The sequence below is a fragment of the Janthinobacterium pasteuri genome (genome assembly GCF_051380775.1).
Lineage (GTDB): Bacteria > Pseudomonadota > Gammaproteobacteria > Burkholderiales > Burkholderiaceae_D > Janthinobacterium.
In genome coordinates this window covers 95,520-119,359 of sequence record NZ_JBNYXS010000010.1, presented here as the reverse complement: position 1 = coordinate 119,359, position 23,840 = coordinate 95,520, and the positions used below count along the sequence as shown (strand labels likewise).

Sequence of the window (23,840 nt, the reverse complement as noted above, 5' to 3'; positions counted from 1 at the left end):
GGGACCGGCCAGCACCAGCAAGACCATGTTTTCATTGATCTGCTCATCCTTCGGCGGATAACTGGGCGCATCCCAGTTCATCACCCACACCGTCTTGTCGGGATTGGCTTGCAGGTAGGCCAGGCCCGCCGCCAGTGACGTAAAGCCCGCATTGGCGCCGCCCATGGTGACACGCACCTCGGGTGGCGTGGCCGTGGTCCAGGAATCGGGGAAGGAGGGGTTGCCGATGCTGAAGGTATCGACAATCTCCTCGCGCACATATTGCGCCGCTTCTACTGGATCAAGCCGTCCAGCCGGCAAGGCATATTCGATATGGATGCCGGCCAATTCGCGGCGCGTGGATTTGTCGGTCAGCGAATGGGCGTTGTAAAAATATTCTTCGTTCGAGAAATAAATATCATGAAACAGCGTGATCAATTCCTCCACATACTTTTCATGATACCCATTGAATGTTTCCCGCCCCTTGTTGCCGGAAGCAATCATGCCTATCGATTGCACCTTGCCAAAACGCACAGGGTTCTCTTTCACTTTGCTATCGTCCTTGTTCGGCTTGGCCAGGCCCAGTGTCCGCAACAGTTGCCATTCAGTCGGATAGTCGCGCCGCTGCAGGGGATTGAGCCACTGCACGCCCACGACTTGCGCCATGTACGGCTGCGCAGGCACAGCGGGTACGACGACGGCAACCGGTGCCACGACAGGCACCTTGCTGGCGCAGGCTGAGGTCAGAAAAAGCACGGCAAGCGCCAGCAGGGCTGGCATCAAAAACAGGCGTTTCATCAGCAATCCTTCTTCAAGAGAAACATCGACTGGCGGTATCTGCAAGACAGACCAAAGTGCAATACCAGACGCAAGACTGAAAACAAATATGCTCCAGCACAGCCGGCGCGGTAAGGTAGCAATCAAGTTACGCATCAGGAGGTCTCCGGGCGCTTGTACATACGCTCATCAACAATTTCCGAAGGCATGGTGCCTGCGCTGCCATCACTTTGAACCCACTCCAATAACGACTTTTTTTTAAACAAACCAAGCTTGAAGTATTCAAAAAAAATTCTGTTTGAGTTGCCCTTTTTTTCCAACTCCTTCAACAACCGCCAATCCGCAATCACTCTCAACTCTCGCATCGCCTCCTCATCGATATGACACACCCCAATCGCCACGTCATACGCCAGCGCCTTTTCAGCGTGCCGGGGATTGGTCAGGATGGTGGAGTGGTCGGTCGCATGCGTGTCGCAGGTCGCCGCCAGTTGCCCCTGGATTTCCTGCTTGCGCCATTCCAAATATTCCGGCGTGGCGGTGGACAGGTCGTCTTCCATCATCGCCTTGCCGTCATTGCCGTCCAGCTTCTCGCGGCGGGCCTTCATGCGCAGGCGGGCATGGTCTTCGTAGCGCAATGCCGCCTCGGTATCGCGGTCGCCTTGCGGCGTGCCGCCCACGCTTGTATCGGCATACGGCTCGCCTTTCTGACGCACCTTGTCCGCCTGGCGGTGCGTGCCGGGCGGCTCGATATCCTGATCGAACTGTAAGCTGGGTACGCCAAAGCGCATGGCCTGCGGTGCAAACACTTCCGGCAAGGCGGGCGCCGTCACGGGGATGCGCCAATCATCGGGCGGCACGGCATTGATGGGTGTCTTCAGCATCTTCATGAGGGCCGACATGGCGGCGGCCGTGCGCACGCTCGCCGCCTTGCCGGCCGCACTGGTGCTGGCGCGCATGCCCTTGTCAGGATCGTATTTGGAGATCGGCGAATGCGGATGCCAGAAATCGGCGCTGCCCCGCGCGGGCTGGCGATAGTGATTGCTCCAATAGTCATAATCGCCGTGCTGGCCCACGGGAAAGCCTTGCGCAAACACCCGCTGGGTAAACACGCCGTCACCGCGCGTGGCCTTGATCTCTTCGGCGCTGAGACCCAACCAGCCGATGCCCTGGATGGGCGTGGCGGAAATCACCTGGTCGTGCGGATTGCAATACAGGGTGACGCGCCCGCGCGTCGTCGGCTGCGGGCCGCAGGCATAGGCGGCGCGGTCCTTGTCCAGGGTGAAATCATGGCGCACGTTGGCGGCCATGCACGCCAAGGCGGCAGACATGGGCGGCTCCTTGGCCTGGCCGCGCACGATGTCGAAAAATGCCGCCAGAGTTTTGCGGCGCGCCTCACCGCTTTGCCGGCCGACATTGCCATCGACATCCCTGACTTGCCCCTGCAACCAGCCTTCCGTGTCATTTCTGCGCAACAGGCTGTAGGGAGGGTTGCACAAGACATAAGTATCGGCCACGCAACGGCCGCATTTGCCTGCCACATCCTGCACCTCGGCCATCTTGTTGCCCAGAAACGCGGCAGCGATGCCCACCATATTGCCCTGGCTGTGACACACCAGCGTGATGGGCACGTCAGCCTGCTGCCGGCGGATGGCCGCCACCAGGTGCGCCAGGCGCAGCGCGGCCAGCACGAAGTAGGGGCGCGGCGGGCAGGCATACACGATGCGGTCGTTGACGGGATTGAGATGCTCGATATGAATGAACAGGAAGAGGGCGTCCGACAAGCCCTCGCCCCACAGGTCCGGCAGCGAGGAGCAGCCATTGGCGAACGGGCCTCCGCCCCAATAATCGTGTTCGTTCAGGTAGACCGAATCGCCATACTGCTGCAATTCCTTGTCGCTGGCCTTGTAGCCCCAGCGGAACTGGATCACGGGCGAGAAGTGCGCTTGCGGCTCGATGAAGGTGCTGGCCGTATAGTCGGGATCGACATAGCCGTCATCGCTCAACTCGCTCCGGTAGCCCACCGGCGTCAATTGTCCTGCCTCGGGCGTGGCGTGGCACAGGTGCTCGTCGCAGCGCTTCATGCGCGTGTTCAGGCCCTTGCACAGGCCTGCTTCGGCCGCGCGGTACCACTCGCCGTCGGAATTGACGCCATGCACGAAGATGACGATGCCCGGCGACGGCATTTGCTGCAGGCAGTCGAGCAGGCTGTAGCTGAACAGGGACGTTCCGTTGAACTTTCCCACAACCAACTTAATATCTTCACCATCCGCTGGCGCGCTATCGGCATGACTCATGGCTAGCCCTCATCATGACTGGACTGTCCACTGTAAACCGTTGCTAATCTACATGTTTTAAGCTACATCAAGCCAGCGGTTGCAGGGATTTTGCATGGTTTTTTTGACCGAAATATCACTATATTTCGATGCCAGTTCGCTACGCTTATTTCATCCGGGGAATTTTGATCCACATCAAAGTTTTTTCGCCTTCAAACACTTACTCTCTGGCCACCATCATAAATAGTAATTCCAGGGAGAGTCTTTGTGGATCAATCGCTGAACTATAACTACAAGATCGTGAAGCAATTCGCGGTCGCTACTGTGGTATGGGGCATCATCGGCATGCTGGTTGGCGTTATCATCGCCGCTCAGCTGGCCTGGCCTGCCCTGAACCTCGACATACCATGGCTGACATACGGACGTTTGCGTCCGCTGCACACGAATGCGGTGATTTTCGCCTTCGGCATCTGCGGCCTGTTCGCCACCTCGTACTACGTTGTACAACGCACCTGCCAGGTGCGCCTGTTTTCCGACAAACTGGCCGCCTTCACGTTCTGGGGCTGGCAAGCGGTGATCCTGTGCGCCGTCGTCACCCTGCCGATGGGCCTGACGCGCGGCAAGGAATACGCGGAACTGGAATGGCCTATCGCCATCCTCATCGCCGTCGTCTGGATCGCTTACGCCATCGTGTTCTTTGGCACCTTGATCAAGCGCAAGGTCAAGCACATCTACGTGGCCAACTGGTTCTTCGGCGCCTACATCCTGGCCGTGACGATTTTGCACGTGGTCAATGGCGCCGTCATGCCAGCCTCGTTCACCAAGTCGTATTCCGCCTATGCAGGCGTGCAGGACGCCATGATCCAGTGGTGGTACGGCCATAACGCGGTGGGTTTCATCCTGACCGCCGGCTACCTGGGCATGGTTTACTACTTCATCCCGAAACAGGCCGAGCGCCCCGTGTACTCGTACCGCCTGTCCATCGTCCACTTCTGGGCGCTGATTTTCACCTACATGTGGGCGGGCCCGCATCACCTGCACTACACGGCATTGCCTGACTGGACGCAATCGATCGGCATGGTCTTCTCGCTGGTTCTCTTGGCACCGAGCTGGGGCGGCATGATCAACGGCATCATGACCCTGTCGGGCGCCTGGCACAAGCTGCGCACCGATCCGATCCTGAAATTCATGATCGTCTCGCTGTCCTTCTACGGCATCGCCACCTTCGAAGGTCCGATGATGTCGATCAAGACCATCAACTCGCTGTCGCACTACACCGACTGGACCGTTGCCCACGTACATGCGGGCGCCCTGGGCTGGGTGGGCTTCATCACCATGGGTTCGATCTATTATCTGCTGCCACGCCTGGCGGGCCGCACGCAGATGCACAGCACGCGCCTGGTCGACGTGCACTTCTGGGTGGCCACCATCGGCATCGTGCTGTACATCGCCGCAATGTGGATCGCCGGCGTGATGCAGGGTCTGATGTGGCGTGCGGTCAATCCGGACGGCACCCTGACCTACACCTTTGTCGAAAGCGTGAAAGCAACGTATCCGTACTACGTGGTGCGCGTGGCCGGTGGCCTGCTGTACCTGTCGGGTATGTGCATCATGGGCTACAACACCTGGATGACCTTGCGCGGCAGCAAACTCCCCGTCGCCCGCATTCCGGAACTGAACGCGGCGCACGCCTGATAGGAGCAAAAGCAAATGAAATTTTCACATGCATGGATTGAGAGAAACCCCTGGCTGCTGATCGCCCTGGTCACGGTAGTGATCAGCATCGGCGGCGCCGTCGAGATCGTTCCCCTGTTCTTCCAGAAGAGCACGACGGAGCCGGTCGCCGGGCTGAAGCCGTATTCGCCGCTGCGCCTGGCGGGCCGCGACATTTACGTGCGCGAAGGCTGCTACAACTGCCACTCGCAGATGGTGCGTCCGCTGCGCGCGGAAACGGAACGCTATGGCCACTATTCGGTCGCTGGCGAGTTCGTGTATGACCGTCCGTTCCAGTGGGGTTCCAAGCGCACGGGGCCAGACCTGGCCCGCGTGGGCGCCCGCTACAGCGATGAATGGCACCGCACGCACTTGAACAACCCGCGCGACGTGGTGCCCGAGTCGAACATGCCGGCCTACCCATGGCTGGCGAAGACCAAGCTGGTGCCTGACGACATCATGCCGAAGATGCGCGCCCTGAAACGCCTGGGCCAGCCGTACAGCGATGCGGAAATCACCGCCGGCCCGGCGCAGCTGCAGGACAAGACGGAAGAAGACGCCCTGGTCGCCTATCTGCAAGGCCTCGGTACATTAATCAAAACAAGGAATTAGCATGGCAATCGAAAACCTGTTTGACAGCGCCAGCAGCGTCATGACGGTGGTTTCCTTTACGACGTTCGTAGGCATCCTGTGGTGGACTTTCAGCCGCAGCAATAGCGACTTCGACGCGGCGGCGCACCTGCCGTTTGACGACGAGGCGCTCGACTATCCGGCGGCGCCGGTATCCATGCCTGTGCCGGCACAAGGGGAGCGCAACCATGGCTGACTTTACCAATGGCTTCTGGAATATCTACATCATCGTGCTGTCCCTGCTGGGCATCATCGGCTGCGGCGTGCTGCTGTACTCGCAGTCGAAAATCAAAGTGGTCGACGGCGCGCCTGCCGACGGCACCACGGGCCACGTCTGGGACGAGGACTTGAAGGAACTCAACACGCCGATGCCGCGCTGGTGGATGTGGTTGTTCTACATCACCATCGTCTTCGCCCTGGCGTATCTGTTCCTATACCCGGGCCTGGGCAACTATGCCGGCAGCCTGGGCTGGAAATCGACGGGCCAGTACGAGGAAGAGCTGAAGAAGGCGGAAGCCGACTACGGCCCCCTGTTCAACAAGTACCTGAGCCAGGACTTGAAGACGGTGGCCGCCGATCCGCAGGCGCAAGCCATCGGCCAGCGTTTGTTCCTCACCTACTGCGCGCAATGCCACGGTTCGGATGCGCGCGGCAACAAGGGCTTCCCCAACCTGACCGACAAGGACTGGCTGTATGGCGGCGAACCCGACATCATCAAGACCACCATCATGCACGGCCGCAATGGCCAGATGCCACCGATGGGCGCCGCCCTGGGCTCCGAAAAGGATGTCGAGAACGTGGCCCATTACGTGCTGAGCCTATCCGGTTCGACCTCGGATCCCGTCAAGTCGGTGCTGGGCAAGGCCAAGTTCGGCGCCTGCATGGCCTGTCACGGCGCCGATGCGAAGGGTAACCAGATGCTCGGTTCGCCTAACCTGACGGACAAGATCTGGCTGTATGGCGGCAGTGCCGATACCATCATGGAAACCATCCGCAAGGGACGCAACAACACCATGCCGGCCTTCAGCGATTTCCTCGGCGAGTCCAAGGTCCACGTGCTGTCGGCGTATGTCTGGAGCCTGTCGAATCCCCAGACGCCCGTGAAATGACGTAATGGAACCTCAAGTCATCAAGATGTATGCGGCCCGCGAGCAGATCTACCCTCGCGAGGCCAAAGGACGCTACGCTACCTGGCGATGGGTATGCGTATGGCTTACCCAGCTGGCGTTCTACGGCTTGCCGTGGTTGACCTGGAATGGCAGGCAAGCCCTGCTGTTCGATTTGACCACGCGCAAGTTCTACATTTTCGGCGTCGTGCTGTGGCCCCAGGATTTCATCTATCTGGCGGCCCTGCTGATCATCTGTGCGTATTTGTTGTTCCTCGTCACGGCCATCGCCGGGCGGGTGTGGTGCGGGTTCTCTTGCCCGCAAACGGTGTACACGGAAATCTTCCTGTGGGTCGAACGCCACATCGAGGGCACGCGCAGCGCGCGCATGGCCCTCGACAAGCAGGGACCCTCCGCGCGCAAGGCCTTCAAGAAGACGGCCAAGCACCTGGCGTGGGGCGCCATCGCCCTGTGGACGGGCTTTACCTTTGTCGGCTACTTTACGCCGATCAAGGAACTGGCGCGCGAGGTGACCACCCTCAATTTCGGTCCCTGGGAATGGTTCTGGGTCTTGTTCTACAGCCTGGCAACCTACGGCAACGCGGGCTGGCTGCGCGAGCAGGTGTGCAAATACATGTGCCCCTACGCGCGCTTCCAGAGCGCCATGTTCGACCAGGACACCCTGATCATCACCTACGATGCGAAGCGCGGCGAACCGCGTGGCGCGATGAGCAAGAAGGCCGGCAACAACGACAAGCTGGGCGACTGCATCGACTGCACCCTGTGCGTGCAGGTGTGTCCGACCGGCATCGATATCCGCAACGGCCTGCAGTATGAATGCATCGGCTGCGCCGCCTGCGTCGACGCCTGCAACAGCGTGATGGACAAGGTCGACCGGCCGCGGGGACTGGTACGCTACAGTACCGACCATGCGATGGAAAACAACTTCAGTTCGAAGCAGATCCGCCAGCGCGCCATGCGCCCGCGCGTGCTGATCTACACCTCCATCCTGGCCCTGATCATCATCGCCGTGTGTACTTCGCTGGCCCTGCGCACGCCCCTGAAAATGGACGTGATCCGCGACCGCGGTTCGATGGGACGCGAAGTGGAAGACGGCATGATTGAAAACGTTTACCGCTTGCAGATCATGAACACCTCGGAGCAAACCCAGCATTTTAAAATCAGCGCTTCCGGCTTGCCGGGCCTGACCTTGCTGACGCGCGAAGAAGTGACCTTGCAGCCGACGGAAACGCTGGGCTGGCCGATCCGCCTGCGCGTGCCGCACGGCGTGGGCGAGAAGGGCTCGAACAAGATTGCGATCGAATTGCACTCGCTGGACGACCCATCGCTGCATGTGCGTGAAAGCGCGGTATTCATCGTGCCGCGGTGATATTGATTCGGGGTCGGACCCTCTGGGTCCGACCCCGGTATTTCGCCGTAGGGGTAGCATCAAACATGCGTTAGCTTTACTTTATTTTCAACCCAGAAGCAAAAGCTGGGGTCAGACCCAAAGGGTCTGACCCCAAGGAGAACAAAATGTCCGACAGTCTCAAGCTGCAAGCACCCGTTGCCCCGTGGTACAAGCATCGCTGGCCTTGGCTGCTGATGATCGGTCCCGGCCTGTCCGTGGTGGTCGGCAGCTGCATGGCGTATATCGCGTTTACGCAGCCCGATGCGCTGGTGGTGGGTGATTATTACAAGCAGGGCAAGGCGATCAATCAGGACTTGCGGCGCGACACGATCGCCAGCGACCTGGCGATGGATACCAGCCTGTCCTATGACGTGGCGTCAGCACGCCTCAGTGGTTCCGTGCACAGCTTCGGCAAGGCTTACCAGGGTCCGCTGCAGCTGCACCTGGCGCATGCGACCCTGCCGGAAAAGGATATCAAACTGCTGGTGCAGCCCGATGCGGCCGGCAACTTCTCGGTAGCGCTGCCGATGCTCGAGCGCAGCCGCTGGCAAGTGCTGGTGGAAAACGACAAACGCGAATGGCGCCTGTCCGGCATCTGGACCTGGCCACTGCAGCGCAGCATCGCGCTGCATGCCGATGAAGAACTGTAAGACTTACTTGCAGACGTCCGTACCGGCCGTAATGGCCTTCAACTTGGCCGGCTGCAGGATCTCGATCTCGCGATTCGACACGCGCAGCCAGCCTTCCTTCTTGAATTTGGACAGCAGGCGGCTGACGCTTTCGATGGTCAGGCCCAGGTAGTTGCCGATTTCCTCGCGCGACATGCGCAGCTGGAAATTGCTGCCCGAATAGCCGCGCGCCTCATAGCGCGAGGCCAGGTTGACGATAAAGGCGGCAAAGCGCTGCGTCGCCTGCATATTGCCCAGCAACAGCATGACGCTTTGCTCGCGCGTGATTTCCTGGCTCATCATGCGGTGGAAATGGCGCAGCAGGGTAGGCATACTGCCCAGCAATTGTTCCAGGCTGGAAAACGGGATTTCACACACTTCGCTATCTTCCAGCGCCACCGCATTACAGTGGTGGCGATCGGCGCTGATGGCGTCCATGCCCAATAGTTCGCCCGCCATCTGGAAACCCGTCACCTGCTCTTCGCCGCCCGGATTGATCTGGTACGTCTTGAAGTGGCCCAGGCGGATCGCGTACAGGTTCTGGAACGAGTCGCCGATGCGGAACAGCGAGGCGCCGCGCACGATCTTACGGCGGCGGCCGATGATCTGGTCCAGTCTGTCCATGTCGCCCACATCGAGGCCCATCGGCAGGCACAATTGATGCATGCTGCAGGTCGAGCATCGCGCACGCAACGCTTCCACGTTCACTGTGGGCAAGGTGGGAGTGAGTAGCGCTTCGGTCATGTTGGTACCTTTTAGAAAATGCAATACCGAGTTTACTGCATACACGGTGGCCGTGTGCCAATTTCACCGCAATTGCGCTGAATAAACGACTTTCTGACTTTAAATATATGGCAACATCGTCAAAAGCCCTTGCGGCGAGCGCAATTTGCGCGGCACCGCTTGCCAAGTTGATGTATTGATAGGAAAATTCCTGACAGCATTATCTGCCGCCTGTGCCGCCCGGTACTGAAAAGGAAATCATGAAGCCTCTCGGCATCAAAGCAAAAGTCGCGCTGGCCACCAGCCTGACCTCGATCGCCATGATCGCGCTGGTCACCATGATCCAGGTGCAGCACATGCGCGCCGACTTCACCCGAGTACTGCTGAGCCAGCAATCTGCCCTGATCACCCGCACCGCAGCCGAGCTCGACGACAAGCTGGGCATGCTGCTGCAAATCGTCACCCTGACGGCCAGGCAGCAGCCGCCGGAATTGATCGCCCAACCCGCCAAGCTGCGCGAATACTATGCGCGCCGCTCGATGCTGGTGCTGTTCGACGACGTGCTGGTGCTCGATGCGCAAGGCGCCATCGTGGCCGACATGCCGCTGGTCACAGGCCGCGCCGGCATCAACGTTGCCGAGCGCGAGTATTTCCAGACCGTCCTGCGCACACGCCAGCCCATGATCACCGAGCCGATGCTGGGCAAAGTGAGCGGCATGCCCATCGTACAGATGGTGGCGCCCGTGCTCACCGCCGATGGCCAGGTGGCCGGCGTGGTGATCGGCGTGCTGCGCCTGTACAAGGACAACCTGCTGGGGCGCCTGCGCTCGGAAAAGATCGGCAAGAGCGGCTATTTCTTCATCCTCACGCGCGGCGCCGTGCCGCGCTACGTGCTGCACCCCGATACCAGCCGTTTGCTGCAGCCGCGCCAGCCGAACGCCAACCTGACGACCACCGAGATGCTGAAGGACGATGGCGAAGGCAGCATGGTCAGCACCAATAGCCGCGGCATCACGGCCGTCAACAGCTTCAAGCGCCTGAAATCGGTGAACTGGCTGCTGGCCGCCTCGCTACCCATCGAGGACGCCTTCGAACCCTTCGATGGCGTGCTGTACCGGCTGGTGCTATGGAGCATCCTCGCGTCGCTGCTGGCCGCAGCCGTGCTGGGCTGGGTCACCGTGCGCCTGCTGTCGCCGCTGGTGCGCCTGCGCGACACCCTGCTGGCCCTGCGCACCAGCGGCAGCCGCTTCACCCCCGTGCCAGTGCAGCAGCGCGACGAGATCGGCGAACTGACGGAAGCGTTCAACGGCCTGATGAGCGAACGCGACCGCCTTCAGCAGGAACTCGAATCGCGCGCGGCGGAACTGGAACTGGAGCGCGACCGGGCCGAGGCGGCCAACCGCGCAAAGAGCGACTTCGTGGCCAACATGAGCCATGAAATCCGCACGCCGCTCAATGCCGTGCTGGGCATGGTGTACTTGCTGGGCAATACCAGGCTCGACACGGAACAGCGCAAGTATCTGACCATGGTGCGCGTGGCGGGCCAGTCACTGCTGGGCATCCTCAACGACGTGCTCGATTATTCGAAGATCGAAGCGCGCCGCATGGAATTGTCGCCCGTCGAGTTCGACCTCGATGAAGTGATGAATACCCTGGCCACGACGATGACCATGAATGCGGGCGAAAAGGAGCTGGAACTGGCCATCGCCGTCGAGCCCGACGTACCGCGGCGCCTGGTGGGCGACGCCCAGCGCCTGCAGCAAATCCTCGTCAACCTGGCCGGCAATGCCATCAAGTTCACCGAGAGCGGCGAAGTGGTGGTGGCCGTCAGCCTGGCCGAACGCCAACAAGGCCGCGCCTGGCTGCGCTTCGAAGTGCGCGACACGGGCATCGGCATGACGGAGTTGCAGCAACAGCAGCTGTTTGCCGCGTTTTCACAGGGTGACCAGAGCATCACGCGGCGCTTCGGCGGCACGGGCCTGGGCCTGGCCATCAGCAAGCAGCTGATCCACATGATGGGCGGCGACATCGCCGTCGCCAGCAGCGAAGGCAAGGGCAGCCGCTTCTGGTTCAGCGTGCCGTTCGACATGCTGGCGCAGCCGGCCGAAACGCGGCGCACGCCCGCCCTGGGCCAGCTGCGCCTGCTGGTGGCCGACGATAACCGCACCACGCGCGAACTGATCGTCAAGCTGATCGAGGCATGGGGCTGGCTGGCCGACGAAGTGGACTCCGGCTTTGCCGCCATCGAACTGTACCGCGAACGCCTGGCGCAGCAGCAACCGTATGACGTGGTGCTGGCCGACTGGCACATGCCCGTCATGGACGGCCTGGCCACGGCCAAGGCCATCCGCCAGGCGGCCACCGGCCAGCGCCAGCCCATCGTGGTGATGGTCAATGCTTTCGCGCGCAACCACCTGGAGGAAATCTCCAGCGCCGCCGAGGCCGATGTCGTGCTGATGAAGCCGATCACGGGATCGAGCCTGTTCGATGCCCTGCACCAGGCGTTGATCGCCAAGAACGATGGCGGCGAGCAGCGCATGCTGCACCAGCCGCTGGGCACGGAACTGGCCGGCGTGCATTTCCTGCTGGTGGAAGATAATCATTTGAACCAGGCCGTGGCGCGCGGCATCCTCGAGCACATGGGCGCCACCCTGGACGTGGTGGGCGACGGCTTGCAGGCCGTGGAACGGCTGCGCACGGAGGCGCTGCGCTACGACATCGTGCTGATGGACATGCAGATGCCCGTCATGGACGGTTTCAGCGCCACCCACATCATCCGCACGGAACTGCGTCTGAGCCTGCCCGTGATCGCCATGACGGCCGGCGTGCTGGCGTCCGAGCGCGAGCGCTGCATGACGGCCGGCATCAGCGATTTCATCGCCAAGCCCGTGGTGGTGGAAGAGATGATGCAAGTCATCCTGCGCCACCTGCCCAAGCGCCCGCAAGTGCAGACGACCGAGCCGGCACCCGTTGCCGATGAGGAAGTATTTTCCATGGCGCCGCTGATGCGCGTGATGGGACGCGATGCGAAAGGCCGCGGCGTGCTGCGGCGCATGGTGGAAGATGCGCTGAACAAGGGCATGACGCCCGTGCGCGACGCCGAAGCAGCGTTGCAAACGGGCCGCCACAGCGACGTGGCGCGCATCTTGCACGGCGTGCGCGGTTCCGTGGGTACCCTGGGCACGAAGCGCCTCATCCGCGCCGCGTTTGCCACCGAGGAAGCCATCGATGCGGGCCGCCTGGACGAGGTGCCGGCGCTGCTGGCGCACACGGCGCATGAACTGGAACTGGCGCTGTCGGCGGCGTCCGATTGGTTGTCGCGGTTGAAGGATTAGGCCTGCAACGTCAAGCTGGGGTCAGACCCGGCGGGTCTGACCCCGGAACTTTGCTCGGCGTCGCCGTTTACGCCGGCACGCCCAGGATCACGCTGGACGCCTTGAACATCGCCGTCACCTTGCTGCCGAGCTCTATGCCCAGGTCGGTGCTGCTCTGGTTGGTGATGATGGCGGCGATCGTGCCGCCGCGCGGCAAGTCCAGCACCACTTCCGTGTTGACGGCACCCGTCTGCACGCGCGTCACCAGCCCGGCCAGCTGGTTGCGCGCGGAAAAACGCGCCCCTTCGCTATCCGCCACGAGGATGATCGACGACGCCTTGATCAGCGCAAACGCTTCCGCGCCCGGCACCAGGCCCAGGCTTGCACTGCTGCCTTGCGTGACGATGGCGACGATGTGCTGGCCACCGGGCAATGCCAGGGTGACTTCATCGTTGACGGCGCCCTGTTTCAGTTCGGCCACCTTGCCCAGGAATTGATTGCGTGCTGTGGTTTTCATGGCCATTCTCCGTATGAGTAAAAGATCGTCGGCGATGCCTTCCGCCTGGCTGCCCAGCTGGCGCAGGTAGCGCGCATGCTCACGCTCGATGATGCGGAAATTGTCGACCAGCTGGCGCCCCCGTTGCGTCAGCCGCGTGCCGCCGCCGCCCTTGCCGCCCGTCAAACGCTCGACCAGCGGCTCGCCGGCCAGGTTGTTCATCGCGTCGATGGCGTCCCAGGCTGCCTTGTAGCTCATCTTCACAAGCTTTGCCGCCTGCGTAATGGAGCCGCACTCGGCAATGGCGCCCAGCAATTCCACGCGGCCGGCGCCGCCCAGGTGCTCTCCGCCCACCGTCATCCATACCGAGCCTTGCAGGCCGAATTTATCCAATGCGTTCACCCAATGCCATGTGTACTTCCCCGTTATCGATCTGTCCGTCGCGCAAGTACAGCACATGCTCGCCCAGGATGCGCGCATCTTCCGGATCATGTGTGATCAGGATCATCGGCACGTCAAGGCGCTGCTGCCACTGGCTCAGTTCCAGACGCATTTTGACACGCAGGACCGGATCGAGGGCGGCAAACGGCTCGTCGAGCAGCAGCGCGTTGGGTTCGGCCACGAGTGCCCTCGCCAGCGCCACCCTTTGGCGCTGGCCACCGGACAACTCGTCGGGAAACTGGTGCGCCAGTTCCTGCAAATGAAACGCGGCTAGCCAATGCTCGACCTTGGCCAGCTTTTCGCGCGCACGCGGATTGAACCAGCCGCGGCTCAGACCAAAGCCCACGTTCTGGCGTACCGTCAAGTGCGGGAACAGCGCGTAATCCTGGAACAGATAGGCCACGTTGCGCTGCTGCGGCGGCAAATTGATGCCGGCGGCGGAATCGAACATGGTGCGCCCGTTCAGGCGGATATGGCCCGCGTCAGGCGTGAAGAGTCCGGCTATGGCTTTCAAGGTCATGCTCTTGCCGGCGCCGGACGGGCCATACATGGCGATGCGCTGGCTGCTCGAGGTGCATTGCACGTGCATGTCGAAACGGCGTTTGCCGGAGCGCAAGGTGGCGCGGATGTCGAGGTCGAGTTGCATGGGCGTCATCATAGCCGTCATTTGTGCGCGATGCGCCCGGGTGCCAGGCGGCCAGCCGACAGCAGCACCACGATGCAGACCAAGGAGATAATCAAGACCAGCGTATTGGCCACGTCGTCCTGGCCCGCCTGTACGGCTTCATACACAGCCACCGACAAGGTCTGCGTCTTGCCGGGAATGCTGCCGGCCACCATCAGGGTGGCGCCAAACTCGCCCAGCGCGCGCACAAAACCCAGCAGCACGCCGGCCAGGATGCCGCGCCAGGCCAGCGGTAACGTCACGCGGAAGAAAATCGCCATTTCCGAGATGCCCAGCACGCGGGCAGCCTGCTCCAGCTGGCCGTCGACGGCCTCGAAGGCGGCGCGCGCCGGCTTGAAAACGAGGGGAAAGGCGACCACCGTGGAGGCGATCACGGCGCCTTGCCAGGTAAAGATGAGGTTGATGCCGAAGTTGTCTTGCAGCCAGATGCCCAGCGTGCCGCGCCGGCCCAGCAGCACCAGCAGGTAATAGCCGAGCACGGTGGGCGGCATCACCATCGGCAGGGTCAACAGGGCGTCGAGCAGCTCGCGCCCGGGAAAACGCGTGCGCGCCAGCAGATAGCCCGTACCGATGCCGAGCAGCAAATTGAGCGCCGTGGCCCAGGCCGCTACTTTGAGCGACAGGGCTAGCGCGGTCCAGGCGATATCCATGCGGGCGCGTGCTTAAGTTATGGCTTCTTGAATCCGTCAGCTTGCTTGAATCCATAGCGGGCGAGGATGGCTTGCGCCGGCGCCGTCTGCAGGTAGCTGACGAAGCGCTTCGCTTCGGCGGCATTGCTGCTGCCCTTGATGGTGGCGATCGGGTACAGCACAGGCGCGTCCAGTGGCACGTCCAGCACGACGTTGACTTTATCCTTCATGATGGCCGCGTCGGTGGCGTAGACAAAGCCCGCATCGACTTCGCCGCGCGCCACGTAGTCGAGCGACTGGCGCACGTTCTGCGTGCCGATGGCTTTAGTCTGCACGGCGTCCCACAGCTTCGCCTTCTTCAGCGCACCTTCGGAGTAACGGCCGACGGGCACGCTGGCCGGATTGGCGATGGCCACACGGGTCACGCCCTTGTGCGTCAGGTCGCTCAAGCTCTTGATGCCCAGCTTGCTATCGTGCGGCACGATCAGCACCAGGCTGTTGCCGACGAAGTCCATGCGGTCGGCTGGCAAGACGAGGCCCTGCTTTTGCGCCGCATCCATGGTTTCCTGGTCGGCCGAAGCAAACACGTCCACGGGCGCGCCCTTGACGATCTGCTGCAGCAGCACGCCCGAAGCGGCGAAGTTCAGGGACACCTTGCTGCCCGGATACTGCGCCTCATAGCTTTGCGCTGCATCCTTGAACGCATTCGTCAGGCTGGCCGCAGCCGACACCACCACTTCGCCGGCAAAGGCGGAGGTGGCGGCGGTAGCGAGCAGAGCGGTGCCAAGCAGGCGGGCGAGCGAGGTGAGACGCATGATCGTATCCTTGTAAGTGAACGGTGAACAAGGACCGTAATATACACCGATATATAGCGTTATGCCATGGCACAAGTCAAGGCAGCATAAGGTCGATTCCCTGCTATACTGTATATAAACACAGTATACCGAGGCACCCCATGGAATTGACGGACAAGCTGGAAATCCTGGCCGACGCGGCCAAGTACGACGCGTCCTGCGCCAGCAGCGGCGCGCCCAAACGCGATTCCATCGGCAAGGATGGCTTTGGCGCCACCTCCGGCATGGGCATCTGCCACAGCTACACGCCGGACGGACGCTGCGTCTCCCTGCTGAAAGTACTGCTGACGAATTACTGCCTGTACGATTGCCAGTACTGCGTCAACCGCCGCAGCTCGAACGTGCCGCGCGCGCGGTTTACGGTGGCCGAGGTGGTCAAGCTGACGAGCGACTTTTACCTGCGCAACTATATCGACGGCCTGTTCCTCAGTTCCGGCATCATCCAGTCGGCCGACTACACGATGGAGCAACTGGTGCAAGTGGCGCGCGAGTTGCGCGAGGTGCACCAGTTCCGCGGCTATATCCATCTGAAAACCATCCCCGACGCCGATCCTGCGCTGGTCGCGCAGGCGGGCCGCTATGCCGACCGGCTCAGCGTCAATATCGAACTGCCGACGCAAGACAGCGTGCAAAAGCTGGCGCCGGAAAAAAGCGTGCATACGATTAAACTGGCAATGGGCGCCATCCGCCGCAAGCTCGATGAGAAAGCGGAAGAGCCGCGCTCGCCGCGCTTCGCGCCGGCCGGGCAAAGCACGCAAATGATCGTCGGCGCCGACGCCAGCGACGACCAGCAAATTCTCTCCACTGCCGAGACCTTGTACGGCAGCTACAAGCTCAAGCGCGTGTACTACTCGGCCTTCAGCCCGATCCCCGACAGCCCGAAAAGCGTGCCGCTGGCGCCGCCGCCGATGCTGCGCGAACACCGGCTGTATCAGGCCGATTTCCTGCTGCGAAGCTATGGTTTCCAGGCCAGCGAACTGCTGCCTGCCACGGGCGGCAATCTGGCGCTCGATATCGATCCCAAGCTGGCCTGGGCGCTGGCGCACCGCGAACATTTTCCGCTGGACTTGAACCGTGCGGCGCAGCATATGATCGCCCGCGTGCCCGGCATCGGCCTGCGCAACGCGCAGCGCATCGTCGACCTGCGCCAGCTGCGGCAAGTGCGCTACGCCGACCTGTCGCGCCTGCGCTGCAGCATGAAGAAAATCGCCCCCTTCATCATCACGGCCGACTACTTTCCCGCGCGCGATACGACCGCCTCCGAACACCTGCGCCGCGCCATGGCGGAAGCGCCGCAGCAGATGAATTTATGGCCGGAACTGCAGGCCGCATGAAAGAAGTCAATGAGCGCGTGGTGCGGCTGGCGCAGTCGTTCGACGAGTGGCGCGCGGCAGCGCGTGAACTGATCGCGCGCGGCGTGCCGCCTGCCGACGTGGCATGGCAATCGCAACCCGGCGATGGCGACCTGTTTTCCTCCACGCCGGAGGCAACGGATAACAGCGCTCCGCTGCTGCGCCTGCCCCGTCCCCTGGTCGAATTGCTGGAAGGCGCCGCCTGTTTCAATGTGCATGACCGCTGGGCATTCTTATATCAAGTGCTCTGGCGCTGGCAGCTGGGCCAGCACGACGTGATGTCGCCTGCCGATACGGATGGCGCGCGCCTGCACGCGATGGCCAAGGCCGTGCGCCGCGAGGAGCACGACATGCATGCGTATGTACGCTTCCGCGAACGCAGCGAGGCCGAGGGCGCCCCCCGCTTCGTCGCCTGGTTCGAACCCACGCACGACGTGCTGCCGCAAGTGGCGCGCCACTTCGCGCGCCGCATGGGATCGACCAGCTGGATGATCGCCACGCCGACGGCCAGCATGCTGTGGGATGGCGCATCCTTGCACGCGGGGCCGGCGCTGCTGCGCGGCGCGGCCGACATCGACGATGCCGGTGAAGCGCTGTGGCTGACCTACTACCGCAGCATCTTCAATCCCGCGCGCGTGAATGCGGATTTGCTGCATAGCCACATCCCTTCACGCTTCTGGAAAAATCTGCCGGAAGGCGCCATCGTGCCCGCCATGCTCAGCGGCGCCGCCAACGGCGAACGGCGCACAGGTCAGACGGCCACTGTCGGCCAGCGCAGCGGCGCCACCATGATCCCGATTGCCGCCGAGCGCGCCCAGCCCGCGCGCGCACTGCCCACCACCTTGGACCAGTGCCGCCGCTGCGAGCTGTGGCAGCACGCCACGCAAGCCGTGCCCGGAGTGGGCCAGCAAACCGCCCGCATCATGCTCGTCGGCGAACAACCGGGCGACCAGGAAGACCTGGCGGGCTTGCCATTCGTTGGCCCGGCTGGCGCGCTGCTGGAGCAGGCCATGCAGGAAGCGGGCATGGCGCGCGACAGCATCTATCTGACCAACGCCGTCAAGCATTTCAAGTGGGAACCACGCGGCAAGCGCCGCCTGCACAAGACACCCGCGCAACGCGAAATCCTCGCCTGCCTTGGCTGGCTGGAAGAAGAGATCGAACGTGTCAAACCGGAGGTGATCGTGGTGCTAGGCGGCACGGCCTTGAAGTCAGTGCTGCAGGATAGTGCGGTGAACATGACAGCGCTGATCGGCACGCAAATCCGGCACGATGGACGCTGGGTGGTCACCGTGTATCACCCGTCGTATGTGCTGCGCGCGCCGGACGAGGCGAGCCGGCGGCAGGCGTATGCGGTGATAGTCGACGGCTTGTACCAGGCGATGCGGCTACTACAAGGCCAGAATCACAGCGTCGACGCTGGCACTTCCTGCCCCTCGTCACGCCGCGCATAGCGCTGCGCAATCACGGCGCAGATCATCAGCTGGATCTGGTGGAACAGCATCAGCGGCAAGATCACCATACCCAGCGAATGCGTGGCAAACAATACTTTGGCCATGGGCACGCCGCTGGCCAGGCTTTTCTTCGAGCCGCAAAAGACGATGGCGATTTCATCTTCCTTGGAAAAACCCAGGCGGCGGCTGATGAACGTCATCAGGCCCAGTACCAGCGCCAGCAGCAAGATGCTGAACAGACCCAGCGCTACCAGGGTTTCCACCGAGATCGTATGCCACAGGCCTTCGCTGACGGCTTCGCTGAAGGCCGTGTAGACCACCAGCAAGATCGAACCCTGGTCGACGAATTTCAGGGTGGCTTTATGGCGATCGACCCAGCGGCCGATCCAGCGGCGCAGGAACTGGCCTGCCAGGAATGGCAGCAGCAGCTGCATGACGATGGAGAGCACCGCATCGACCGATGACTTGCTTTCCGCTCCCTTGGCCACCAGCAAGCCCACGAGGATGGGGGCAAGGAAGATGCCAATGAAGTTCGAGGCCGAGGCGCTGCAGATGGCGGCTGGAACGTTGCCGCGCGCCATGGCCGTCAAGGCGATCGACGACTGCACGGTCGATGGCAGGGCGCACAGGAACAAAATGCCCACATACAGGTCAGGCGTGAGGAAGGTCAGCGCCAGCGGACGCAGGGCTAGGCCCAGCAGTGGAAACAGGATGAAGGTGCTGGCCAGCACCAGCAGGTGCAGCCGCCAGTGCATGACACCGGCCACCACGGCTTCGCGCGACAGCTTGGCGCCATGCAAGAAAAACAGGGCGCCGATGGCGACGGTGGTGATATGGCCGAAGACCACGGCCGTCTGCCCCGTGCAGGGCAGGAACGTGGCCAGCGCCACGGTGACGAGCAGGGCGATGGTGAAATTATCGGGTTTCAGATTGCTCAACAGGGCAGCGGGAGAGAAAGAAGACATGCGGTAGCCTGGTAGCGGCGCAGCCTTGTAACACTGTGCCGGGGATGACAAACAGCGCCGGGAGCGGCGCCAGTGCTGGCTATTCTACCTGTATTGCCCAACTCCTTGCCTGGCAGCATGGGTATCGTTGCCCGGCAAGAACCCTGCGGACAAAAAAATGCCCTGTCCGCAGACAGGGCAACCCGGAGTAAAGTACAGCGCGAGGGATTAACCGGCGGCTTTGACTTTCAGCTCGTTCTTGATTTCTTTCACGCCGCTCACGGAAGCGACGATCTGCACGACGCGGTCACCCGCTTCGGCGCTCGGCACGTCGCCCGACAGGACGACGACACCTTGCTGGGTTGCTACCTTGACTGGCAGGGCAGCGGCTTGCGCATCGGCGCTCAGGGCGGCCTTGGCCGAGGAAGTGATGGTTTCATCAGGTACGGCAGCGGCAGCGTTGGCGGCCAGGACAGTCTTAGCAGGAGCTTGTGCTTTTGGTGCGGAGTCAGCTGCATGCGAAGCGGTAATCGAGGCGCCCGACAGTACGATAGCGGCGACCAGGGTATTGAACAGTTTCGATGTTTGCATGGTAGTTCCTCTCAATGAAGTTAAAAGCTTCTTACTTGGATAAAGCAACACTTTGAAGCGTCACATCTACCCATACAGCAAGCACCGTGCCAGCTTTTAAATCTCCATCAAAATCAAAGACTTACAGTATAAATCGATTTTTCCAGGCCGTTTCCGCCGGATCTGGCCCGAAAATCGGGCCTTTTTGTCGCCTGACAGCGACAGTTTGTGGCAAGACAATCAATATTTCTCAGTAAGCCTTTGATTATCCACATTTTATTTTTGTCGCTAATCAGCGACAGGGTCGCCATCCGTGCGGAACAGGGCCGGCGTCAGCTCATATTTCTGTAATAAGCGGTAGAACTCCGTGCGGTTGCGGTCGGCCAGGCGCGCCGCGTCGGCCACGTTGCCATCCGTCAGGCGCAGCAGTTGAATCAGGTAGTCGCGCTCGAAGCGCTGCTTGGCTTCGTTGTAACTGAGCGCTTCGAGCGACGGCACGCGCAAGGCCCGTTGCACCAGGCTCAGGGGCACCAGCGGCGCCGTGGCCAGCGCGCACACTTGCTCGACCACATTAACCAGCTGGCGCACGTTGCCGGGCCATGGCGCGGCCACCAGAGCCGTCAAGGCATCAGGGGCGAAGCCGTTCAGGGGCTTCTGGTACTTGGCCGCCAGTTTCTGCAGGAAATGGTTCGCCAGCAGGGAAATGTCTTCGCGGCGCTCGGCCAGCGGCGGCAGGGTCAAGGTCACCACGTTCAGGCGGTAATACAAGTCTTCGCGAAATTGCCCTTCCGCCATGGCCACGTCGAGGTCGCGGTGCGTGGCCGACAGAAGGCGCACGTCCACCGGCCGCGTCTGGTCGGCGCCCACGGGGCGCACGGCCCGCTCCTGCAGCACGCGCAGCAGTTTGACTTGCAGCGGCAGCGGCATGTCGCCGATCTCATCTAAAAACAGGGTGCCGCCATCGGCCGCCAGGAACAGGCCTTCACGGTTGCCGACGGCGCCCGTAAACGAGCCTTTTACATGGCCGAACAGTTCCGATTCCAGCAGCTGTTCGGGGATGGCGCCGCAATTGACGGCGATGAACGGCGCCTTGGCGCGGCGGCTGGCGTTGTGCAGGGCGCGCGCCAGCAACTCCTTGCCCGTGCCGCTGGGACCTCGGATCAGGATGCTGGCATCGGACCCGGCCACCAGCTTGGCTTCGGCCAGCAGTTCGGCCATCTGCGAACTACGGCTGATCAGCTCGGCGCGCCAGCTCTCGTCGCCGGACGCGGGCGCCGGCATGACCGTGGACAAGTTAATGGCATACGCCACCTTTTCCATGAGCAACTTGCCGTCGAACGGTTTCGTCAGATACGCAAACGCGCCGCGCGCCGTCGCGTCGACGGCGTCGGGGATAGTGCCGTGGGCTGTGAGCAAAATGACGGGCAGGGCCGCATGCTGGCGGCGGATTTCATCGAACAGGGCCAGACCGTCGCGGCCCGGCAATTGCACATCGGTAATGACCAGGGCCGGCAATTCCACGGCCAGGCGCGCCAGCGCCGCTTCCGCGCTACCCACGGCGGTGACGCGATAGTTGCCTGCTTTCAAGCGGATGGTCAGCAGGCGCAGCAGGTCGGGGTCGTCGTCGACCAATAAGATGTGGGCCTGCTCGCTCATTTTGACGCTCCCGCGGCAGGGCGCACGGACAGGCTGCGCTCGATGTTTTTCAGCGCCTCGAGTTTTTCATTGAGCTGCTCGATGCGACGCTGGGCATCGCGCAGCTGGCCATTGAGCTTGTCGATGCTCTCTTCCTGGCGGCGCAGCTCTGCGTACTGGCCGCTGAGCAATTGCACCAGCGGCGCCAGCAGTTGCGCGTCCTTGCCCGTGGCCATGGCTAGCGGTTCCAGCAAGGCTTGCGCGCGGGCCAGGTCGCCGGCACCGCGCACGGTCGCTTGCAACATGGCGCGGCGTATCGTGTTGTGCGGCGCATGATCGGCCTTCGCCAGGTCCAGCTGCGCCTTCACCAGTTCCGACGGCGTCATCAGGCGCAAGGCGCTTTGATACGCGAGCAGTTCGGTCAGCTGGGGATCGGCCACCACCACCACGCGCGGCGGCGTTTGCACCAGCACGGGCGTCTGGGTGGAAGGCTTGACGGCGCATGCGCCCAACAGCAGCGCGCAGGCGGCCATGCAGGCCAGGGAGGTTCTCGTCATCATATGGGCAGTTCTATCCGAAAATGCGCGCCGGCGGGGCGCGGTAAAAGAGTGACGCTGCCATCATGGGCAGCGATATATTCGCGCACGATGGACAGGCCGATGCCATTGCCGTTGCGCGCGCCGACCACCTGACGCACGCCCTGGTAGAAGGGCTCGAAGATGCGCTCGGCATCCTCGGGCGCCACGCCGGCCCCTTCATCGATGCAATCGATGCGCACACGGCCGCCTTCGCTGGACAGGGTAAACCGCACGGTGCCGCCTTCCGGGCTAAAGCGCACGGCATTCGACAGCAGATTCGCCAGCACCGTCGCCAGCTTGTCGCGGTCGGCCTGCACGATCAGGGATTCGCCCTGCACCTCGACCGTGAGGCGGCGCGCCAGCCATTGCAGGCGCTGCCCGGCCACCACATCTTGCAGCAAGACCAGCAAGTCCACCTTGCTATGCGCCAGATGCTGGGCGTCAAAGGCGGCAGTATTGTAGCGCAGCAAGTCTTCGATCTGGGTTTGCAGCGAGGCCGTGTTTTGCTGCAGGATGCCGGCGATTTCGCGCTGGCCATCGCTAAGCTTGCCGGCCACCTCGTCTTCCAGCAAGGCCACGCCTTCGCGCAATGCCGCCAGTGGCGTCTTCAGTTCGTGCGAGATGTGGCGCAAAAAGCGTTCCTTGTCCGCATCGAGGTCCGCCAGGCGCTGGCGCAGCCAGTCGAGCTGCTGGCCCAGGCGGCGCGTGTCGGCTGGGCCACCGACGACGATGCGCTGGTCATAGCGCTTGTCGCCCAGGCGCTCGATGGCCGTCTCGATGCGACGCAGCGGGCGCGACAATAGAAAGCCGAAGCAGGTGGCCAACACGGCCGCCAGCAGCACCGCGCCGCCCACCAGCACGCCAAGCACGCGGCGCTGGCGTTCCAGCTCGGCCAGCAGGGCGTCGTTGCGACTGCCGATTTCCGTCTTGCTTTCGCGCGCCAGGCTGTCATTGATCTGCGTCATGCGGGCGAACGCGCGGTACACGACGGCGTGGCCATCGCGCTTGCGACGTTTTCCCGCTTGCAACACTTCCCAGGCCGCTTGCGCTTGCACCATCCACTCGTCGGCCAGCTGCGAGGCAAACTCGGGCGTGGCCCGGTTCAGCACTTGCAGCGCCGCCGTGGCTTCATCGCGGGCCGCCGCGTAGCGCTCGCGGAACACGGGATCGTCGAGCACGAGAAACTGGCGCGCGCTGCGCTCCATGGCCAGGGTGCGCTCGGACAAACGCTGCGACTGTTCCGTCAGGGTAATCGCCTGCGCCGCCGTCTCGCGCCCCAGGCGCGCCAGGTGCTCCAGGGTCAGCAGGGCTTGCACGGAGGTGGCCGTCAAAATGCCCGTCGTCAAAATGAAGGCGGCAAATAACAGTTGGCGAAAGGACAGTCTGGACAAGGTAAGCGCCTTCGGTTCAGTCAGCAAGGGGAAAAGGCGCATGGTACGCTAAGCTTTCATTCGGAGACGCCACCCACCCAAGAATGATCAATTTTGCAATAATGTCGCTTTTCCGGCTGCCAGCAAGGCCCCGGCGGCGGCGCACGAATACTCCTAGTACAATAGAGAAAACTTCATACAGGCATCAAAGTGACACCCAGCCCTGGCGGCCAGCCCT

The 23,840-nt window shown here is 62.3% G+C and carries 20 protein-coding genes and 1 pseudogene; 9 read left to right on the top strand and 12 right to left on the bottom strand.

The features are described 5' to 3' along the window. Together ACQ4WN_RS12660 and ACQ4WN_RS12655 are read right to left on the bottom strand one after the other, a co-directional pair. Positions 1–777 (bottom strand): annotated as a pseudogene (locus ACQ4WN_RS12660) (virulence factor); the annotation flags it as partial. A gap of 134 nt (positions 778–911) precedes the next feature. Further along, a complete protein-coding gene (locus tag ACQ4WN_RS12655) occupies positions 912–3,050 on the bottom strand; it encodes a T6SS effector phospholipase Tle3 domain-containing protein (RefSeq protein ID WP_436551852.1) in 2,139 nt (712 codons plus the stop codon). Between the two features lie 246 nt (positions 3,051–3,296). On the opposite strand from ACQ4WN_RS12655, the gene ccoN reads away from it, so the two are divergent. The 6 genes from ccoN (at position 3,297) to ACQ4WN_RS12625 (ending at position 8,539) form a co-directional block, all read left to right on the top strand. Continuing rightward, a complete protein-coding gene (gene ccoN, locus ACQ4WN_RS12650) occupies positions 3,297–4,724 on the top strand; it encodes a cytochrome-c oxidase, cbb3-type subunit I (RefSeq protein WP_071080091.1) in 1,428 nt (475 codons plus the stop codon). Between the two features lie 15 nt (positions 4,725–4,739). Continuing rightward, complete coding sequence (gene ccoO / locus ACQ4WN_RS12645) at positions 4,740–5,354, top strand: cytochrome-c oxidase, cbb3-type subunit II (RefSeq protein ID WP_436551851.1); 615 nt, start codon at positions 4,740–4,742, stop codon at positions 5,352–5,354. A 1-nt stretch (position 5,355) separates the two neighbouring features. Then, entirely contained in the window at positions 5,356–5,568 is a 213-nt protein-coding gene (locus ACQ4WN_RS12640) for a cbb3-type cytochrome oxidase subunit 3 (RefSeq protein ID WP_436551850.1), read from the top strand. Beyond that, positions 5,561–6,481, top strand: a complete 921-nt coding sequence (gene ccoP, locus ACQ4WN_RS12635; protein WP_436551849.1) for a cytochrome-c oxidase, cbb3-type subunit III — start codon at positions 5,561–5,563, stop codon at positions 6,479–6,481. Before ACQ4WN_RS12640 ends, ccoP begins: the two co-directional genes overlap by 8 nt. Before the next feature lie 4 nt (positions 6,482–6,485). Then, positions 6,486–7,868 (top strand): cytochrome c oxidase accessory protein CcoG, encoded by a 1,383-nt coding sequence (gene ccoG, locus ACQ4WN_RS12630; protein ID WP_436551848.1) that lies wholly within the window; start codon positions 6,486–6,488, stop codon positions 7,866–7,868. Positions 7,869–8,014: 146 nt separating this feature from the next. After that, positions 8,015–8,539, top strand: coding sequence for a FixH family protein (locus tag ACQ4WN_RS12625; RefSeq protein ID WP_141171201.1), 525 nt, complete (start codon positions 8,015–8,017; stop codon positions 8,537–8,539). Between the two features lie 3 nt (positions 8,540–8,542). On the opposite strand, the gene fnr is transcribed toward ACQ4WN_RS12625, so the two are convergent. Continuing rightward, on the bottom strand, positions 8,543–9,301 hold the full coding sequence (fnr, locus tag ACQ4WN_RS12620; protein ID WP_436551847.1) for a fumarate/nitrate reduction transcriptional regulator Fnr: 759 nt from the start codon (positions 9,299–9,301) through the stop codon (positions 8,543–8,545). A 239-nt stretch (positions 9,302–9,540) separates the two neighbouring features. On the opposite strand from fnr, the gene ACQ4WN_RS12615 reads away from it, so the two are divergent. Then, the gene (locus tag ACQ4WN_RS12615; RefSeq protein ID WP_436551846.1) at positions 9,541–12,615 is read left to right on the top strand and encodes a hybrid sensor histidine kinase/response regulator; all 3,075 of its coding nucleotides are present in this window, start codon (positions 9,541–9,543) and stop codon (positions 12,613–12,615) included. Positions 12,616–12,682: 67 nt separating this feature from the next. On the opposite strand, the gene ACQ4WN_RS12610 is transcribed toward ACQ4WN_RS12615, so the two are convergent. From ACQ4WN_RS12610 to modA, 4 genes are read right to left on the bottom strand one after another with little or no spacing between them, the layout of a single operon-like run. Further along, a complete protein-coding gene (locus ACQ4WN_RS12610; protein ID WP_436551903.1) occupies positions 12,683–13,450 on the bottom strand; it encodes a TOBE domain-containing protein in 768 nt (255 codons plus the stop codon). A gap of 25 nt (positions 13,451–13,475) precedes the next feature. Then, positions 13,476–14,177, bottom strand: a complete 702-nt coding sequence (locus ACQ4WN_RS12605) for a sulfate/molybdate ABC transporter ATP-binding protein (protein WP_436551845.1) — start codon at positions 14,175–14,177, stop codon at positions 13,476–13,478. A gap of 17 nt (positions 14,178–14,194) precedes the next feature. Beyond that, entirely contained in the window at positions 14,195–14,866 is a 672-nt protein-coding gene (gene modB, locus ACQ4WN_RS12600; protein ID WP_436551844.1) for a molybdate ABC transporter permease subunit, read from the bottom strand. A 17-nt stretch (positions 14,867–14,883) separates the two neighbouring features. Next, positions 14,884–15,660, bottom strand: coding sequence for a molybdate ABC transporter substrate-binding protein (modA, locus tag ACQ4WN_RS12595; RefSeq protein WP_436551843.1), 777 nt, complete (start codon positions 15,658–15,660; stop codon positions 14,884–14,886). A gap of 140 nt (positions 15,661–15,800) precedes the next feature. On the opposite strand from modA, the gene ACQ4WN_RS12590 reads away from it, so the two are divergent. Further along, on the top strand, positions 15,801–17,033 hold the full coding sequence (locus tag ACQ4WN_RS12590; RefSeq protein WP_436551842.1) for a putative DNA modification/repair radical SAM protein: 1,233 nt from the start codon (positions 15,801–15,803) through the stop codon (positions 17,031–17,033). Then, positions 17,030–18,505 (top strand): UdgX family uracil-DNA binding protein, encoded by a 1,476-nt coding sequence (locus ACQ4WN_RS12585; RefSeq protein ID WP_436551841.1) that lies wholly within the window; start codon positions 17,030–17,032, stop codon positions 18,503–18,505. The genes ACQ4WN_RS12590 and ACQ4WN_RS12585 overlap by 4 nt, the downstream gene beginning before the upstream one ends. Here the strand turns inward: ACQ4WN_RS12585 and ACQ4WN_RS12580 are convergent. From ACQ4WN_RS12580 to ACQ4WN_RS12560, 5 genes are all read right to left on the bottom strand, one after another. Beyond that, positions 18,457–19,470, bottom strand: a complete 1,014-nt coding sequence (locus ACQ4WN_RS12580; RefSeq protein WP_436551840.1) for a bile acid:sodium symporter family protein — start codon at positions 19,468–19,470, stop codon at positions 18,457–18,459. The genes ACQ4WN_RS12585 and ACQ4WN_RS12580 overlap by 49 nt on opposite strands. Positions 19,471–19,677: 207 nt before the next feature. Beyond that, positions 19,678–20,040, bottom strand: coding sequence for a BON domain-containing protein (locus ACQ4WN_RS12575; RefSeq protein ID WP_436551839.1), 363 nt, complete (start codon positions 20,038–20,040; stop codon positions 19,678–19,680). 267 nt (positions 20,041–20,307) lie between these two features. Then, positions 20,308–21,675, bottom strand: coding sequence for a sigma 54-interacting transcriptional regulator (locus ACQ4WN_RS12570; RefSeq protein ID WP_436551838.1), 1,368 nt, complete (start codon positions 21,673–21,675; stop codon positions 20,308–20,310). After that, a complete protein-coding gene (locus ACQ4WN_RS12565) occupies positions 21,672–22,214 on the bottom strand; it encodes a hypothetical protein (RefSeq protein ID WP_436551837.1) in 543 nt (180 codons plus the stop codon). The genes ACQ4WN_RS12570 and ACQ4WN_RS12565 overlap by 4 nt, the downstream gene beginning before the upstream one ends. After that, positions 22,211–23,623: a HAMP domain-containing sensor histidine kinase gene (locus ACQ4WN_RS12560; RefSeq protein ID WP_436551836.1), complete on the bottom strand. Its 1,413-nt coding sequence runs from the start codon at positions 23,621–23,623 to the stop codon at positions 22,211–22,213. Before ACQ4WN_RS12560 ends, ACQ4WN_RS12565 begins: the two co-directional genes overlap by 4 nt. Between the last annotated feature and the right edge of the window lie 217 nt (positions 23,624–23,840).